Source organism: Xylanibacter brevis P6B11 (assembly GCF_000621825.1).
Taxonomy (GTDB): Bacteria; Bacteroidota; Bacteroidia; order Bacteroidales; family Bacteroidaceae; genus Prevotella; species Prevotella brevis.
The window spans coordinates 18,471-35,389 of sequence record NZ_JHXG01000015.1; the positions used below are offsets into that span (position 1 = coordinate 18,471).

Consider the following 16,919-nt stretch of genomic DNA (forward strand, 5'->3'; position numbering starts at 1 on the left):
TCTCTCTCGGAGCGAAGTATCCTTTCGTTTCTTTAATTAATAAAAAATAGCTCCCTATTGATTAGAGAGCTATTTCCATATAGACCGGATAGTGGTCTGAATAACTTAGATTCTGCTTGTAGTAGTCAATGCCATCCAGCGACTTGTCGTGGAAAATGTAGTCAATGCGCACGCTCTTGGCACCTCGATAGGTGAACATAAAGCCCTTGCCGCACTCTTTGAATCCATCTTCCAGATTGCCCAACATTGTCTTATAAACGTAGGAGTATGGCACATCGTTAAAGTCACCGCACACGATGACGGGGTAGGGTGATGCTGCTATCTGCTCTGCCACCATGGTGGCCTGCTGGGCGCGTACAGCCATGCCCATCGTATATTTGCCCCATAGCGCTCTGATGATAGAATTCTCTTCTACTTCGATTCCCTGAGCTTGGATCTTGGCAACATTGTGCATGGTGCGGTTGAAACCTGTAGTCTCCAAGTGCACGTTGAACACACGTATCATCTTGCCTCTGATGCTGATGTCGGCCCACATGGCACTGTTGTTGGTGTTGCTGCCAAACGAGATGGTCTCGGAACCTTTGATAGGATAGGTGCTATAAATCACCATGTCGTCATAGCCCGTGGCCATGAATGGGAATCTCTCTTTGTATTTGTCTGAGTTCAACTTGTCGCCGCTGGTGTCCAAGTACTCCTGCATGCAAAGTATATTTACCTCGTGCTTCTTCATTTCAGATAAGATATCCTCGGCTTTAAAACCAGATGTTTCTCGACCGAAGCGTGCCACGTTATAGGTGGCTACAGTCAAAGTCTTACCTGCGTTTTTCCATCCTTTGAATATCTTAACTTGATATATAGTTCCCAAGTATGGTATGCTGAAAAGTATGGCAATGATAGGTAATGGTGTCCAATGCCATCTGCGGCGTATTGACCAGAAAATCAGTATGATAATATTGTCTAGGATGAGTAGCGGTAGAATATATACCAACATAGCCAAGGCAGTGCTGGTAGTAGGGTCTGCGCTGCCACCAAAGATGCCAAACAAAGTGAAGGTTGCCATCAGCATGGTGACAACCAATATCATAAAAGAAAAATATTTGTAGATTGCTTTCTTACCCATGAAATTTATTCTCCGATGAATTTCTTAATGGTTTCCAGTAGCTCCTCAACTTTGAAGGGTTTTGCCAGGAAAAGATCGCATCCGGCAGCCTTTGCTTCCTGGATATTCTCGTTGAAAGCATAGGCACTCAGTGCAATGATAGGGGTATCGGGATTTATCTCTTTGATAATGCGGGTTGCATCGAGACCGTCCATTTCGGGCATACGGATGTCCATCAGAATGAGATCGGGTTTCTCCTCTTCGTTCAGCGTCACAGCCTCAATACCGTTGTGAGCTCTAAGTAGGCGATAGCGCTTCTGAAGAACGATGCGCACCAACTCGTAGTTGCTCTCCTCGTCTTCAGCTACCAGGACTTTCTTCAGCTCTGACTCGTCCTTGCGGTTGCTCACGCGCAGTGTGCGCATATTCTGTGTTGTGGTGCGGCCGGTCATGCTCATTCCACCAAAAGAACCGTGGAATGGCAGTGTAAAGGTGAATGTAGAACCTTCACCTAATCTTGATTTTACGGTGATACGTCCGCCCATCTTCTCTACGATGATGCGACAGAGTGCCAGACCTAGACCATAGCCTTGCTGTTGCTCGGCATCCTTTGATGCATAGGTATCGAAGATCTTATCGATGAACTCTGGCGAGATACCAGAACCTGTGTCACTGACATAGAACTCAATAGTAGAACCCTCGTTGATCAGGCGGTAGCCGTATGTGATAGTGCCCTTGGGCGTGTGCTTCAATGCGTTAGAGATGAGGTTTGAAAAGACTTGCGTCAGGCGGTTTTCATCGGTTGTCATCACCACGGGCATGTTTGGCTTTGTCCAGGTCAGGTTGACAGACTCTGAACAGCGGAACTTGAACAGCTGCTTAATGCTACCCATCAGACTGTTGAGGTCTGTGGATGCATTCTTGATAACAATTTCACCTGATTCTACTCTTGAAAGGTCAAGAATCTCATTGACGAGACTTAGCAAACGACTATTGTTGCTCTCAATGATTTCCATATAAGTCATTCGCTCATCGAACGAATCGGTCTCAGCCATAATCCTTGAAAAGCCTTCAATGGCATTCAAGGGGGTCCTAATTTCATGAGACATGTTTGCCAGGAATAATGATTTCATGCGGCTGGCCTTCTCGGCTTTAGCTGCTTTTTCCTCATATTCCTTCAATTTTTTGTTTGCCAATTCTAACTCCTGGTAGGCCATGTTAAGTCTATGACTCGCGTCGGCAAACTTCTGTTCTAATATTTCTTTTTCGTCGTGACTCATTGTCGATTTTGCGCTGACTTACTATCTATAGATAATTCTGTATGCAAAATTAATGCTTTTTTTGAAAACTAGCAAAAAATAATTGTGTTTTTTTCAAAATTTATCCTCTTTTGGCCTTTTCCCACGTTCCACTTTTGTTGTGCCCGATTAAATAGAATATGCCTTTGAAGACGTTTAGGTTCATGAAGAGGAAATAGTAGGGGGTGTAGAGTAGGCGGTGCTTGCGGCCTTTCTGAGCCAACCACCATCCGAAAAAGGCTGCTGTGTAGAATGCTAATTGAGCAGCGGCTAAGAGGTCGTAGATGAGGCCTGCACGATAGGCTGTCAGCATGATGCTGATGGGAATTAAGAGCATCATGGCTACTGGCGTGAGGCTCCAGCGCAGTACGCGATGGGAAATAAACTGGAATGCCACTTTGGGGTGGGCGAAAGGATTCATCAGGCTGCGCAGCCACCAGATGCTTTGCAGTCCGCCAGCAGCAATTCTACGTTTGCGTTTCGATTCCTCGTTCATGTCGGCAGAACCATATTCCATGGCGTAGGCCTGATGGGTGTAAGCGATGCGATGGCCATCTTTTACCATGAGCATGGAGATCATAAAATCGTCGAGCAGCGCATTTGAGGGCGCTTCGTGATAGTCGCTCATCTTGATGGCAAACAGTTCACCGGCGGCTCCCATTGCTGAATAGAGTTCGCTGTCCCAGCGTTTCAGAGTGCTTTCGTATTTCCAGTAGAGACCTTCACCTTCAGACGCCACTTGTCCGTATTGTCGTGAAGCAACTCGCTTTTCACCAGATACGCAGCTCACGTTGTCCTTCATGAACTGTCTCACAACCTCGCGGATGGCATCTGCGTTGAGCATTGTGTTGGCATCAGTGAAGATCACATATTCGGCATCGTTGTGATCCAATCCATGTTTGATGGCAGCTGCTTTTCCCAATCTTTCTGGTCGGAATACTACCTTTACGTTGGGATAGTTCTGCAATTTCTCGAAAGAACTATCGGTACTGCCATCGATGACCCACATGACGGTCAGTTTGTTCTGAGGGTAGTTCAGGCGAGCAATGTTCTCCATCTTCTCTTCAATGATGTCCTGTTCGTTGTAGGCGCATATCATCAGAGTGACATGAGGAAGCAGTTGCTCATCGGAAGGTAAAGAGGGTTCGGTGTTTCTGAACCCCATTAACCGCTTGATTTTCAGTATGACAAAAAGAAGGGCTCCGTACCCTACGTAAGTGTAGATTACGAGAGCCAATAGGATCCAAAATATGAGTTTTAGTGTAAGCATATCGGTGCTATTTGTTTACAACCACCTTGTGTCCGTTGACGATATAGAGGCCACGTGGCAGACTGTTTAGTTCGTGCGCATTTCTCAGTATCTGGCGTCCGTCTAGCGTATAGACGTTGAATGTCTTGGAAGCTGTGACTGCCTGAGGCGCTATGTCGGTAGTGATGGTTTCTGCATCCATGTTGCCATAGAACGAAATGGTGAAATTGTCGAAGCAGCACCAATAGTTTGATGGCATGTTGGTAGTACGAAGTCCGATCTTTAGGTCGTTGCCGTTCTGTGCAACCGATGTGATGATACTATTGCTATAGTAGCCTTTGGCAAAGTACGCACTTGATGAGGCCATGTCGTTAGGAATAAACTTACTGCTCACCTGTATGTCGCCTGCAGCAATTCTTTTATCTTGCGCCTCCGAGGCGATATGCGCTAACTTTTGGAACTTTGTACCTGCATAGATTACCACAGACGAGTTGTTGGTGCCTGCTATAAAGTCATTGTAGGCCGTAGCTGGAGCACCAGGGCGACAGAAGCCTTGTACGTTGACGGAATAGTTGCCAGCAGGCATCTTGCGAAGTGTCTGATTGATGTCGAACGTCTTCTGGAAGAACTCAGCGCATGAATTGTTAATCGTAGGTTCTACCGACCAACCATCGTTGGCGTCGAAACCCGGGTTGGTCATCATGAATGTCAAGTCGAATGGATGCTTGGCATCTGTTGGGGTCACATTACAAAGGAATTGGTAGGTGGCCTGCCTGATATCCTCGGTCAACGATGACAGTTCTGTGACATTGGTACTATTCGTTATTATGCTGTCAATGGTTTGGATCGTCTTTATGAAATTAGCGTCGGCATCCTCTTTGAGCTCCTGGTGAGGAACGTCTAGAAACGTCCTGACTTTCTGTAGGTTAGCGTATATCTGCTGCTTAAGTTCTTCAATTGCGGTTGTCTCTAAATTGCTCAGTTCGTCGGCCTTGAGAATCAGCCAGCGTTGTGCTTTTGCACCATTTGTGATATCGAATTTCGTTCCACTAACACTTCCTGTGTTTGTTGCTGTCAATGTTTTAGGTGTCCATGTGCTATTGGGGCTAATAAGCCAATAGCCGCGTTTGGCATTGTTGCCAGTGCAAATATCTACTCGGCCTTTCATCACGTGGAAGTCTTCAGCGCTTCCGGGTTCTGCGGCATCTGTGGTGCGAAACAATAAATTGTAGGTGAGATAACGACCTGTAGCAACATTGCGGAACTGGTAGTATTGATTGTCTGGTGTAAACGAGATGTACCAAGCCAGGCTGTCGTTCTTTGTAGCATCTTGAGCGCTTGTGACAATGTTCTTGAGTGTTCCACTCTCGTTGATGCCAAGATAAGATGTGTATAGACCGCACTCGCTCGACTCGTTCTTCAGGTAGTACTTGGTGTCATCTTCCTGATTGAAAGCGTAGTAGGGCTCAGCAAATAATGACTTAGTGTGCTGAAGTCCATCCTCGCCTAAGGCTTGGCATACCAGTCCGTTGGCAATATAAAGCGATTCAGAACCGTTGTCCTCATCCGCACCGTTGATGCCGAATGGCCACAAGTGCTGATAGTCGCCATTGAGCGTTGCTGTGTTGTTGTTTGCCAAGAAACGTATTAACTCCGTGACGCGTTCACCCAGCCATAAGCCAGAACCATATCCGTCGTTATTCACACTAGAACGCAGCGTGTGGCGACTCCATTCTGTATCATTCCAAGGTATAACGCCAATACCGTGAAGCATTTCGTGAAGAATGGTTCCGGTACGCTGATATGAGGTATTGCCGCCCACCCGGATCCATCCACCATAGGAACAGTCGGCTGTTTTTACGCCGGCATCGTATCCAACACTCGCTGAAAAACCCTTTATCTCTGTCAGATTGTTCCAATATTCAACAGCCTTCTCTGATGCCTGCTTGATGCGGTTGTAGGTAGCTTCATCACCACCGCTTCGCATTTGGAGGGTGATGGTGCCCATGGGGAGTGTGTAGAACTTGATTTCTTCTCCATAGCCTACAGAGCCGTTGCTGGCTTTTGCATAGGCTCGCATGTAGTATTTTGTGGCAGGGGTTAGGTCTTTCAACCAATAGATGCCAGCCTGCAGTTCTGTTTTGTGAGCGGGTAGGGCTGTCGTAGTTGTATTGTCTTCTATTGTAGGTTGAGGATGCTCACTCCAGCAAATGCCTCTTTCGGAAATTGATGTACCTGTTGCTGCTTTTGATGATTGGATTCGTGCGAATGCCATGGTGGCTCCGCGTGCATAGCGTGGATTAGTTTCTACTGTAGGTGCCTGGGCATGGAGTAGTGGCAGGGCAACTACTGTGAGTGCAAATGAAGTTAAAAAACGAGTTAGTATCATTGCCTATGTGATAGTTAGTAAAAAGTTCGTGAGTGCAAAGGTACGAAGTTTTTTTTTATTATCCTAAGGAGCGGGGAAAAATATAATATCATTCGCGCGAACAATTATTATATAAATTGAAAACGGGATATAAATGTAAAATTCTAAAATTGTCACGTCGGCTTTGCAATTTTTCCTTATTTTGTTTGGCAATATCCGAAAAATCACGTAACTTTGCGCAAAATAAAACAAAAATATTATTGTTAATCGTTATAAAAAACTAACTTTATGAGTCAAAAAAGAGTTTACCTCTTCGGTAATGGTAAGGCCGAAGGTAATGCAAAGATGCGTGAGGAGCTCGGTGGTAAGGGTGCAAACCTTGCTGAGATGAACCACATTGGTGTTCCTGTTCCTCCAGGTTTTACAATTACTACTGACTGCTGCAATGAATATTATCAGGTAGGACAGCAGAAGATTATGGAGCTGCTGAATGATGACGTAATGGCAGCTGTAAAACATATTGAGAACTTGATGAACTGTAAGTTCGGCGATGCCAAGAACCCACTGCTGGTTTCTGTTCGTTCTGGTGCTCGTGCTTCTATGCCTGGTATGATGGATACTATCCTGAATCTGGGTCTGAACGATGAAGTGGCTGAGGGTATGGCTGCTAAGACCAACAATCCTCACTTCGTATATGACTCTTACCGTCGTTTCGTACAGATGTACGGTGACGTGGTATTGGAGATGAAGCCCGTCAACAAAACTGATATCGACCCATTCGAGGAGATCATCGAGAAGGTTAAGAAAGAGAGTGGTGTCGTTCTGGATAAGGACCTCTCTGTAGAGGACCTGAAGAAGTTGGTTAAGCTGTTTAAGGCTGCCATCAAGGAGCGCACCGGTAAGGACTTCCCCAATGATCCTATCGAGCAGTTGTGGGGCGCTATCTGCGCTGTGTTCCGTTCTTGGATGAACGAGCGCGCTATCCTCTATCGTAAGATGGAAGGTATTCCCGACGAGTGGGGTACAGCTGTATCAGTAATGGCTATGGTATTCGGTAACATGGGTGATACCTCTGCTACTGGTGTATGCTTCAGCCGTGATGCTGCCAATGGTGAAAACCTGTTCAACGGTGAGTATCTGGTGAATGCACAGGGTGAGGATGTGGTTGCTGGTATCCGCACACCACAGCAGATCACAAAGATCGGTTCTCAGCGCTGGGCTGAGCGTGCTGGCATCTCTGAGGCAGAGCGCGTTGCTAAGTATCCTTCAATGGAGGAAGCTATGCCTGAGATCTATGCAGAACTGAATAGCATCCAGGATAAGCTGGAGCACCACTATCACGATATGCAGGATATGGAGTTCACCGTACAGGAGGGCAAACTGTGGTTCCTGCAGACACGTAATGGTAAGCGTACTGGTGCCGCTATGGTGAAGATTGCCATCGACCTGCTCCACGAGGGTATGATTGACGAGAAGACTGCCATCATGCGCTGCGAGCCTCAGAAGCTCGACGAGCTGCTGCACCCCGTATTCGATAAGAAGGCCCTTTCTCAGGCTAAGGTGATCGCTCAGGGTCTGCCTGCATCTCCTGGTGCTGCTTGTGGTCAGATCGTGTTCCACGCTGACGATGCAGAAGCTTGGCACAACGATGGACATAAGGTAGTACTCGTACGTATCGAGACCTCTCCTGAGGACTTGGCTGGTATGGCATCTGCAGAGGGTATCCTGACTGCTCGTGGTGGTATGACCTCTCACGCTGCTGTTGTGGCTCGCGGTATGGGTAAGTGCTGCGTATCAGGTGTTGGTTCTCTGAATGTAAGCTATAAAGACAAGACTGTTGAGATTGACGGCGTAGTATATAAAGAAGGTGACTACATCTCTCTGAATGGTACCACAGGTCAGGTTTATGCTGGCGAGGTGCCCACAAAGGCTGCCGAGCTCTCTGGCGACTTCAAGGAGCTGATGGATCTCTGCGACAAGTACACCAAGCTGCAGGTTCGCACCAATGCTGATACACCTCGTGATGCTCAGCTCGCTCGTGAGTTCGGCGCTAAGGGTATCGGTCTGACTCGTACTGAGCACATGTTCTTCGAGGATAAGAAGATCATCGCTATGCGTGAGATGATTCTCGCTGACAGTGTTGCCGGACGTGAGAAGGCTTTGGCTAAGTTGCTGCCTTATCAGAAGGCCGACTTCAAGGGAATCCTTGAGGCTATGGATGGTCTGCCCGTTAACATCCGTCTGCTCGATCCTCCTTTGCATGAGTTCGTTCCCCACGATTTGGCTGGTCAGGAGACAATGGCTAAAGAGATGGGCGTTAGCGTAGAGGATATCAAGCGTCGTGTTGACTCTTTGGCAGAGAACAACCCCATGTTGGGTCACCGTGGTTGTCGTCTGGGTATCACCTTCCCCGAAATCACTGCTATGCAGACCAAGGCTATCCTGGGCGCTGCTTGTGAGCTGAAGAAGGAGGGTAAGAATCCTATGCCAGAGATTATGGTACCTCTGATTGGTACAATGTACGAGCTGAAGCAGCAGAAGGAAGTTATCCAGAGCGCTGCCAAAGAGGTATTCGCTGCAGAGGGTATCGAGGTTGAGTTCGAGATTGGTACGATGATTGAGATTCCTCGTGCTGCTTTGACTGCCGATCGTATTGCTGAGGAGGCTCAGTACTTCTCATTCGGTACCAACGACCTGACTCAGATGACCTTCGGTTACAGCCGCGACGATATCGCTTCGTTCCTGCCTGTTTACCTTGACAAGAAGATTCTGAAGGTTGACCCATTCCAGGTACTCGACCAGAAGGGTGTAGGCCGTCTCATCAAGTTTGCCGTTAAAGAAGGCCGTGAAGTACGTCCTGACCTCCGCTGCGGTATCTGTGGTGAGCATGGTGGTGAGCCCAGCTCTGTGAAGTTCTGTGCTAAGATTGGCATGAACTACGCATCTTGCTCTCCCTTCCGTGTGCCCATCGCACGCCTCGCCGCCGCGCAGGCAGCTGTAGAAGAGTAATATCTCTCTGATATAAGTAAAAGGGACCTGTCCGTTTGGGCAGGTCTCTTTTTTTTTGTCCACAAGTGGACAATTGACGATTTATAGGTAAAAACGTCGCAAAATATGCGATATTTTGCGTTTTTGTTTGGTGATTCAGCATTATTTCAGTATCTTTGTCGCAGAATTTGCGACGTTGGGTAATATATTTCGTTGCATAAAGTACGCGTTATGTATATACACGAAAGAGATAATTGGACAAACTTCCGTTGGGACACTTCGCAGGTGTCACTCCTTCAGGAGATAGTATTCCGTAAACAAGGTCTGCTTTACGGGAGGTTGAGCTCTCTGGGCTTTGACAGCAAATTACGTGCGATGGCGGAGAACCTGACCTACGACGTAGTGTATTCTTCGGAAATAGAAGGAATCCGGCTGAACGTGGATCAGGTTCGTTCGTCTATTGCCAGAAAGCTTGGCATTGAGAACGTGAAATATACTGCTCCTTCGCATTATGTCGATTCCGTTGTTGGTGTAATGCTCGAAGCGGTTCAGCACTATGATATGCCTCTCAGTAAAGAGAAATTGTGCGCCTGGCAATCCGCTTTCTTTCCTTCGGGTTATAGCGAAGGAAGCCAGATAGAAATAGGACAGTACCGTACAAACGAGGAGCATATTGTTAGTGGAATGTTCGGACGTGAGAAGATCCACTATATCGCTCCATCGCCTGACCGTGTCGAAGAAGAGATGCAAAAGTTCCTCACATGGTTCGACAAGGATGAGCCAGTAAGCAGCGTCATTCGTTCTGCCGTTGCTCATTTCTGGTTTGTGAGCATACATCCCTTCGAGGACGGCAATGGGCGATTGGCCCGCATTCTTTCAGACATGCTTCTGGCTCGTGGAGAGAAAAGCGAGTTTCGTTTCTACAATGTTTCATCACAGATTAACAAGGATAAGAACCACTATTACGACATCTTGGAGCGGATGCAGCATGGCGATGGCGATATAACAGAGTGGTTGGTGTGGTACATGCGGAAATTGGTGGATGCCCTTGACGAGGCTGACACCATCGTGACCACAATCTTGAATAAGAGTTTCTTCTGGCAGAAGGCATCGTCTGTTCCAATGACAGAGCGTCAGACACAGATGCTCAATCTCTTTCTTGACGGCTACGAGGCAAAGATTACGTCAAAGACTTGGTCGACATTGGCGAAATGCTCGAAAGACACCGCCATACGTGACATACAGGATCTTGTCGATAAGAACATACTGAAAGAGGACATTCCCGGAGCCAAGCGCCCAAGTTACTCCATCGTCTATGATGCAGAGGATTTGACGCAATTCTTCACAGAGGTAAGCATTACTGAGGAGAATGGCATTCCATATCTCAATGCCTTGTATAAAGGTAAGAAAACTATATGCGAAAGAATTCTAAAACTCGATGCCGACCGTTACCAGAAAGGTGATTTTCCATTGTCCAATTTGCTCAGCAAATATTGCTCGTATATCGTTGTGGGCAATAGGGAATAGATAAGACAGAAATATGAATTTATCGTTATTTGTATTATGAAAAGAGTCCTTTTATTCATTCAATATTTGATATTGGCAATTGCAGCAAATGCAACAGGTCAAGAAGGTGACGTAATATATATAGATGGTGCGCAGTGGGAGTTGCTGGGCAGACCCGTATGTGCTGACTCCCTGCTATGTCACGACTTAAAAGCCGTGCTGCCCCAAGAGCGCTCCTGGACCACAGCCAACTGGGATGGCTTCAAGGCCTATTGGAGTATCAAGCAGGATGTGCTCTACTTGGACAGCATCCAATATCAGCTCTATGACTCCGTCACCAAAAATCGTATGAGTTGTTATGTGCCAGCAGACACTTTGCTTCGCGTGTTCCAGCGGCATGTTGAGGAAGGACACATCATGTGTAGTTGGCTGACGAAAGACATCCGCGTGGCTAAAGGCAAAGTGATTTACTATCAGCATATGGGTTTTGAGCGGAACTATGAAGAGGAACAAATCATTAGCATTGACAAAGGAATAGTTACCGGAAAGAAGGTATATCACAATTACATCATAGACGGTTTTTCTTTTGATAAAGTTAAGGACAACGCTGAACTACGAAGGTTATTTCCGATACACATTGAACAATATCCTGAGCTGGCAAATGCCAAGCGCATCATGTTCAGTATCAAGAAGGCTCGCGTAAATAGTCAAGGGATTCTTGAGGAATGTGAAGTAAAAGTCCTTAAACCCAACGATAATCGGCGACTTGCGACTGAGATGGAAGGTCTGTTGAAGGCTTATCATCCTTGGAAAGTTTCATTTATTAATGGCGAATTCCGTGCCGATGGAATTGCTGTTTGGACTTTTCCATATCTGTTAGACAAATAAATTCCACACGTTTATCGTGGCTATGAATGTGTAAAAACGCGCAGAATGTGCCGGATTTCAGATGCCAGTACTTTACACTAAACCTGTAAATAGCTGATTATCAACATCCGTTAGCCGCCGCGCAGGCTGCTGTCGAAGAGTAAATATCACACTGATATAATATGTAAAGGGACCTGCCCTAATGGACAGGTCTCTTTTTTATATCTCATTTGAGAGGATGTCGAAGTACAATCTTATCCGCGGAGAGGCGTTCATCAGCGGTGAACGTGTGTCTACAATCGAGGACTCAGGATTTACTCAAATACGTTTTGAAAAACTCCTCCAGTTTATCCCAAGGAATCATATTCTTGGGTTCGCCCTTACCTACGAGTTCAGTATATCCACCATCGTAGAGGTCGCAATGTGAGGCTCCTGGGATGATGAGCAGCTGCTTGTTCTCTGGGTTGGGATTGGGTTCGCCAACAAACTTGTACCCCTCTGCCTTACCATCAACCATATAGTGATAAGCTGCCTCACCAAAGTAGCGGGAGTGGGCCTTCTCGCCATGCATCACGAGGACGGCAGAGCGAATCTCGTTGATATAATATAGGAAGCGGCTATTGGCATAGGCCTGGGTGCCGATGACACGCCAGCCATCGTTGGAGTTGCCGCTGCGTGTATGATAGCCTCTTTCTGTTTTATAATAATCATAGTAGTCCTTAACAAATTGTGGCGCATCATCAGGCAGTGGGTCGATGACTCCACCTGCCATTTTCTTCGGATCTGAAAGGCGCTGTTTGGAAAGTGCCTCGCGTGCGGCATGACGGTCAGGCTCGTTGTCGTTGGCATCAAAATAGCCGTTGCCGCTCACACGTGTCATGTCGTACATCGTACTCGCAACGGTTGCCTTGATACGGGTATCTGCAGCGGCAGCATTGAGGGCGATGCCTCCCCATCCGCATATGCCGATGATACCAATCTTCTCGGCATCGACGTTCTCCAACTGCGACAGATAATCGACAGCTGCCATAAAGTCCTCGGTATTGATGTCGGGCGATGCCGTACGACGCGGTTCACCACTGCTTTCACCTGTATAGGAAGGGTCGAAAGCCAGTGCTACGAAACCACGCTCTGCCATCTTCATGGCATAGAGTCCACTGCACTGCTCCTTCACGGCACCAAAGGGACCAGAGACCGCAATGGCAGGTAACTTTTCTCCCCTCTCTTTGGAGGGGTCGGGGGAGGCTGGTGTATAGAGGTCTGCCGCCAGCGTCAGGCCATATTGGGTTTCAAACGTCACTTTCTTGTGGTTCACTTTCTCGCTCAGCGGGAACACTTTGTCCCACTCTTGTGTTAATTCTAACTTCTGTTCCATATCGTTATTAATAGTTTGTTTGTTGTTACATGCTACGAGGATACTGCATATCAGTATCGTGGCGAAAAAAGACCTTTTCATTTTTCTCTACTTTCTATGTTATACCTTTTCTCCTAATTCAAATGCCTCTTGGAGTTTGGGATTACCCATTATCTCACGAGCTTCGTTCACACCTCCACAGAAGAGTGTACCTGCTAAGCGGCTCTTGGGATAACAGTCAATCCATCCCGTCAGTCCTATCTCAGCACGCTTCGGAGTCTCTTCCTCTTCCTCGGCAGCTGTTGTCAGCAGATAGACATCACGGAACTTGTAGTCCTGCGAGTACATGGCGTTCATGCGGTCAATGAGAGTCTTCATCTGTCCGCTCATCTCATAATAATAAATAGGTGTAGCCCAACATACTACATCGGCCTCCAGTACCTTTGCCATGATGTCGTTCACATCGTCCTTGATAACGCACTTGCCCAGCTTTTGACAGCCAAAGCAACCCTTACAGAACTGGATTTCCTTACCAACGAGAGAAATCTTTTCTACCTCGTTTCCGGTACTCTTGGCACCTTCCACGAACTTGTCAGCGAGCATATCGCTGTTTGAGCCGCGACGCAGGCTCGTAGAAATAACTATAACTTTTTTCATAATATAACTTTTTTACCATTCTTTATATATATTCCCTTAGATGGATTCTCAATCTTCACACCATTCAGGGAGTAAATTCTCCCCTCTCTAACTGGAGAGGGGTTGGGGGAGAGGCCCTTGATGCCTGTAGTCTCTGCAAGCGATAGCGTGACGCTAATGTTGCTCTCGCCGGCCTTTAAGAACGTACGCAGCTCACTTTCCGACAATCCGTCAATTTTACCCAGAAGTGTGTAGTTCCATGAGCTTGTGCCGTAGAACATGCAGATATTGCTACCGTTGTAAAGGACGATGTCGCCAGGTCGTGCATTGATCTGTTCGTTGCTTGTTGGCAGCGAGAATCCCAGTGCCCCCCATATCTCAAAACCGCCACTGGAGTTAAGCGTTACCGTGACAGATGCCTCTTGCAATTTGGCGACCAATGCCTGTGTGGCACTATTATTGGTCAGCGTGACGGCCTCAGTCCTTCCATCGATAGTGATGTACATCTTTGTTGTCATTGTCTCGTAGTTCGTTGTCTGTGCTTGAATCTCGTCTCTGTTGCATGACATGACAAGCAACGCAACTAAAATCATAAAAAACTGTTTCATCGCAATTCTCAAATTTCAATTATGAATTCACGACTTGGTATCTCATCCACACGATTCCGTCCTGTTCCTCCACGCTCTTGAAGGCCAGCCGGACGGGGTTCCGCTCCATCGTTCTACCGTCGAAGGCAGCAGTCATGCCCTCGCGCCCGTCGATGCCGTAGCCGTACATTATGCTCACCTCGTCGATCAAACCCTGGTCGAGCAGCGATCCATTGATGTGTCCGCCACCCACCACGGCCAGACGGTTCACGCCGAACACCGTGCGCAACGTCTCTAAAGCCGATGCCAGGTCGATGCCATCGCGCCCCGTTGTAATATAAGATATGTGTTTCTGCTTCAGATAGTTCAGATACTCCTCACTGGCCTGCTCCGATAGTATCATCAGCAGCGGACGCCCGAACAGCTCCGTGGTGTCGTCGTCCCAAAGTAGCGTGCCGCGAGTATCAACGCCGATGGCATAACCGTTGGCCTCTGTGGCCCGATAAATCTGTTGCCCGGCATTCTCATGCGCTTTCTGCGGTTGGAATTCGCCAGTCTGTGCATAGTGCATCGCCAGCGTTGTCTTGCCCTCCAGCGTCGAAGGGCAATCGAGTTGTTTTAGTGCCTCGTAGTAGTGGTTCGTGTCGTCAATCTGCTCTGTCATTGCACAGTCTATCCTGCCGTCGAGCGAAGCCATCATGTGGCAAATTACGTATGGTCTCATTCTTGTTTGTTTTAAATTCGCTGCAAAGGTACGACGATTTAGCCATACTCCGCTTAGACGGATTACGGATAAATCTACCAAAAATGATGATTGTTTATTTTTCGCGCTGTTCGGCGAAAAATTGTGAGGGAGTCTGCCCTGTTAGCTGTTTGAAAAGGCGGGTGAAATGGTTAGGATACTCGAAACCAAGCGCATCGGACACTTGCGTGATACTCATGCCGCCAAGCATCAGACTTTTGGCACGCATGATGATGAAACCTCTGATGTAGTCTTTCGGACTCTCTCCCAAAGCACCACGCACGATGTCGCCGAAATAGCCAGGCGACAGACACAGCTCGCTGGCACAGTATTTCACGCTGGGGAGACCCCCGGTGCGCTGACGGCCTTTGTCGTAGTAGTCGATAAGCACCTGTTGGAATCGGGCTAGGATGTCGCTGCTGCCAGCTGTCATCTCCTTAAATTGGCGGGCATAGAAACGGTTACAGTAGTCCAAAATAAGCAGGATGTAGTCTCGCACGATGTCGTCCTGTACATTATCGTCATCAGTTGTTTGAAGCTCCCTTCGAATGTTCGCCATCAAACCCGATAACGTGTCCTTCTCTTCGGTATTCAGAAAGAGTGCCTCGTTGTTGTTGTACGAGAAGAAATGGTAGTCCTTCATGCGTCGTTCAATCTCCGTGCCGTGGATGAATACAGGGTCGAACAGCAGCACCCAACCGTGATACTGCCGCCTGCTGCCGTCATCGCGCTTGCCCCCAATTTGTCCCGGAGCAAAAGCAATTAGCGAGCCGTCGCCCTCGTGGTAGATGCCTATGCCGTAGGTCAGGTTCTCAGGGAACTCGCGTTGCAGGAAGATGCCGTAGCAGTCGATGCGGTTCAGCGAATGGCGTATCTCGCCCACCTCGTCGTAATGGATAATGGCGACGTGGGGATGTAGGATTGGCACACGAATGTCACGTGCATAGTCGTTAGCCTCGTTGATATACAGATCCAACTTCATTGCGGGTACAAAGTTACTAATTTTCTTCGAATTAACTGCAGAATAACATAAATGAGTCTTACAAATCAAGCTTTGGTTGCAGACTCAGACGGTATTCGCTGGGCGACTGGCCGAGGTGCTTGGTACAATAGCGACTGAAGTATGAAAGCGTAGTGAAATTCATAATTTCAGCTATCTGGTACAGGTATGACAGGTACCAGGTACCTGTCATACAAAAGAGAATCTTTCGTACTATGCGGTTGAAAATCCAAGGACTCCGTAGGCACTCCCCTCCCATGTAGGGGAGGGGGCGGGGTGGGGTCAGTGTTGTTCTAACTGCAAAGAAGTTACAGACCCCACCCCTGCCCCTCCCCTTCTTGCGTCCCTTCGGTAGCAAGCGAGCAGAGCTCGAGCGGAAGGGAGGGGAGTTCAGCGGATGATAGGGGTCAATTCATACAACTTGCTACGCCGAGGCTAGTAGCGATTGCCGTGAGCACGGCGATGATGGTCTGCACGATAAACTTCCAAGTTTCAATTTTGTTTTTCATAGTAATAAAAAAATAATAGTTGAGAACTGAGAACTGAGAACTGAGAGGTGTTGCGCCTACGACGCAAACTCAACGATGAGAGTAAAAGCGCCCCTCCCTACAGGGAGGGGAACGGGGGTGGGTCTGTTTGTTTAGTCCTCATTCTCCCCCTGACTCGCGGTCTCAATTCCCGCCAACTCCTTCACGTTGAGGAGCGAGGCACGCTTCTTCAGTGACTTCGACGTCAGGTCGTTCAAGTCCATGCGACTGGGCTGGAAACGCAGGTATATTCCGTGCATGTAGGACGCCGGGTTGAACTCCTCCTCAGAGTCGGCACCCGTGGTGCGCGTAGAGAGATAGAACGTACCCAGGTCGCCAAACTGCACCTTCTTGCCCTCCATCAGCTGCTCCAGAATACAGGACTGCAACTTGTTGGCAACGCCCAGGCAGACATCGGTGCCATACACCGAGTTGTGTTCCGCCATGTGCTTGCACAGCTCAGGGTAGGTCATGGTCTTCAGCGATACGATGCGGGCATAGACCTTGCCGAACATCTTAGAGTTTCTCATCTGGTTGACATAAGTTTTGTAAAGTACAGGCATAGTGTTAAGGTATTAAATGGTTAAAGTTAATTGTGATTTTGCCGAGGATTTCGTTTGGTGGCCCCATTCGTCCCGTTTGCCGGCATTAAACGCTCCGTTTGGCGCCTCCATCCTCCGTTCCTCAAATGTATCGCA

Annotated in this window: 14 protein-coding genes and 1 pseudogene; 3 read left to right on the forward strand and 12 right to left on the reverse strand. The window is 47.8% G+C overall.

What is annotated here, in order from left to right; genetic code table 11:
• Positions 1-61 precede the first annotated feature (61 nt).
• The 4 genes from T496_RS0109240 to T496_RS13845 form a co-directional block, all read right to left on the reverse strand.
• Positions 62-1,084 (reverse strand): endonuclease/exonuclease/phosphatase family protein, encoded by a 1,023-nt coding sequence (locus T496_RS0109240; protein WP_027450501.1) that lies wholly within the window; start codon positions 1,082-1,084, stop codon positions 62-64.
• Between the two features lie 41 nt (positions 1,085-1,125).
• On the reverse strand, positions 1,126-2,379 hold the full coding sequence (locus tag T496_RS13840; RefSeq protein WP_081783605.1) for an ATP-binding response regulator: 1,254 nt from the start codon (positions 2,377-2,379) through the stop codon (positions 1,126-1,128).
• A gap of 100 nt (positions 2,380-2,479) precedes the next feature.
• A complete protein-coding gene (locus T496_RS0109250) occupies positions 2,480-3,667 on the reverse strand; it encodes a glycosyltransferase family 2 protein (RefSeq protein ID WP_027450502.1) in 1,188 nt (395 codons plus the stop codon).
• A 7-nt stretch (positions 3,668-3,674) separates the two neighbouring features.
• Complete coding sequence (locus tag T496_RS13845; RefSeq protein WP_155808812.1) at positions 3,675-6,035, reverse strand: hypothetical protein; 2,361 nt, start codon at positions 6,033-6,035, stop codon at positions 3,675-3,677.
• A gap of 267 nt (positions 6,036-6,302) precedes the next feature.
• On the opposite strand from T496_RS13845, the gene ppdK reads away from it, so the two are divergent.
• The 3 genes from ppdK to T496_RS0109270 all read left to right on the forward strand — a co-directional run bounded on the left by ppdK (position 6,303) and on the right by T496_RS0109270 (position 11,396).
• Entirely contained in the window at positions 6,303-9,023 is a 2,721-nt protein-coding gene (ppdK, locus tag T496_RS0109260) for a pyruvate, phosphate dikinase (RefSeq protein ID WP_027450503.1), read from the forward strand.
• 210 nt (positions 9,024-9,233) lie between these two features.
• Positions 9,234-10,529, forward strand: a complete 1,296-nt coding sequence (locus T496_RS0109265) for a Fic family protein (RefSeq protein WP_027450504.1) — start codon at positions 9,234-9,236, stop codon at positions 10,527-10,529.
• A gap of 36 nt (positions 10,530-10,565) precedes the next feature.
• Positions 10,566-11,396: a hypothetical protein gene (locus T496_RS0109270; RefSeq protein ID WP_027450505.1), complete on the forward strand. Its 831-nt coding sequence runs from the start codon at positions 10,566-10,568 to the stop codon at positions 11,394-11,396.
• A 286-nt stretch (positions 11,397-11,682) separates the two neighbouring features.
• Here T496_RS0109270 and T496_RS0109275 read toward each other — a convergent pair whose 3' ends face one another.
• From T496_RS0109275 to T496_RS13855, 8 genes and pseudogenes are all read right to left on the reverse strand, one after another.
• The gene (locus T496_RS0109275) at positions 11,683-12,831 is read right to left on the reverse strand and encodes an alpha/beta hydrolase (RefSeq protein ID WP_197018945.1); all 1,149 of its coding nucleotides are present in this window, start codon (positions 12,829-12,831) and stop codon (positions 11,683-11,685) included.
• Between the two features lie 18 nt (positions 12,832-12,849).
• Complete coding sequence (locus T496_RS0109280) at positions 12,850-13,386, reverse strand: flavodoxin family protein (RefSeq protein ID WP_081783606.1); 537 nt, start codon at positions 13,384-13,386, stop codon at positions 12,850-12,852.
• Complete coding sequence (locus T496_RS14450; protein WP_155808814.1) at positions 13,383-13,958, reverse strand: cyclophilin-like fold protein; 576 nt, start codon at positions 13,956-13,958, stop codon at positions 13,383-13,385. The genes T496_RS0109280 and T496_RS14450 overlap by 4 nt, the downstream gene beginning before the upstream one ends.
• Before the next feature lie 34 nt (positions 13,959-13,992).
• Positions 13,993-14,676: a dihydrofolate reductase family protein gene (locus T496_RS0109290; protein WP_044110995.1), complete on the reverse strand. Its 684-nt coding sequence runs from the start codon at positions 14,674-14,676 to the stop codon at positions 13,993-13,995.
• A gap of 94 nt (positions 14,677-14,770) precedes the next feature.
• Positions 14,771-15,676 (reverse strand): helix-turn-helix domain-containing protein, encoded by a 906-nt coding sequence (locus T496_RS0109295; protein ID WP_027450509.1) that lies wholly within the window; start codon positions 15,674-15,676, stop codon positions 14,771-14,773.
• Positions 15,677-15,734: 58 nt separating this feature from the next.
• A pseudogene (locus tag T496_RS14970) lies at positions 15,735-15,860 on the reverse strand (helix-turn-helix domain-containing protein); the annotation flags it as partial.
• 241 nt (positions 15,861-16,101) lie between these two features.
• The gene (locus tag T496_RS14975; RefSeq protein WP_155808454.1) at positions 16,102-16,203 is read right to left on the reverse strand and encodes a smalltalk protein; all 102 of its coding nucleotides are present in this window, start codon (positions 16,201-16,203) and stop codon (positions 16,102-16,104) included.
• Positions 16,204-16,334: 131 nt separating this feature from the next.
• Positions 16,335-16,784, reverse strand: coding sequence for an HU family DNA-binding protein (locus T496_RS13855; protein ID WP_155808816.1), 450 nt, complete (start codon positions 16,782-16,784; stop codon positions 16,335-16,337).
• Between the last annotated feature and the right edge of the window lie 135 nt (positions 16,785-16,919).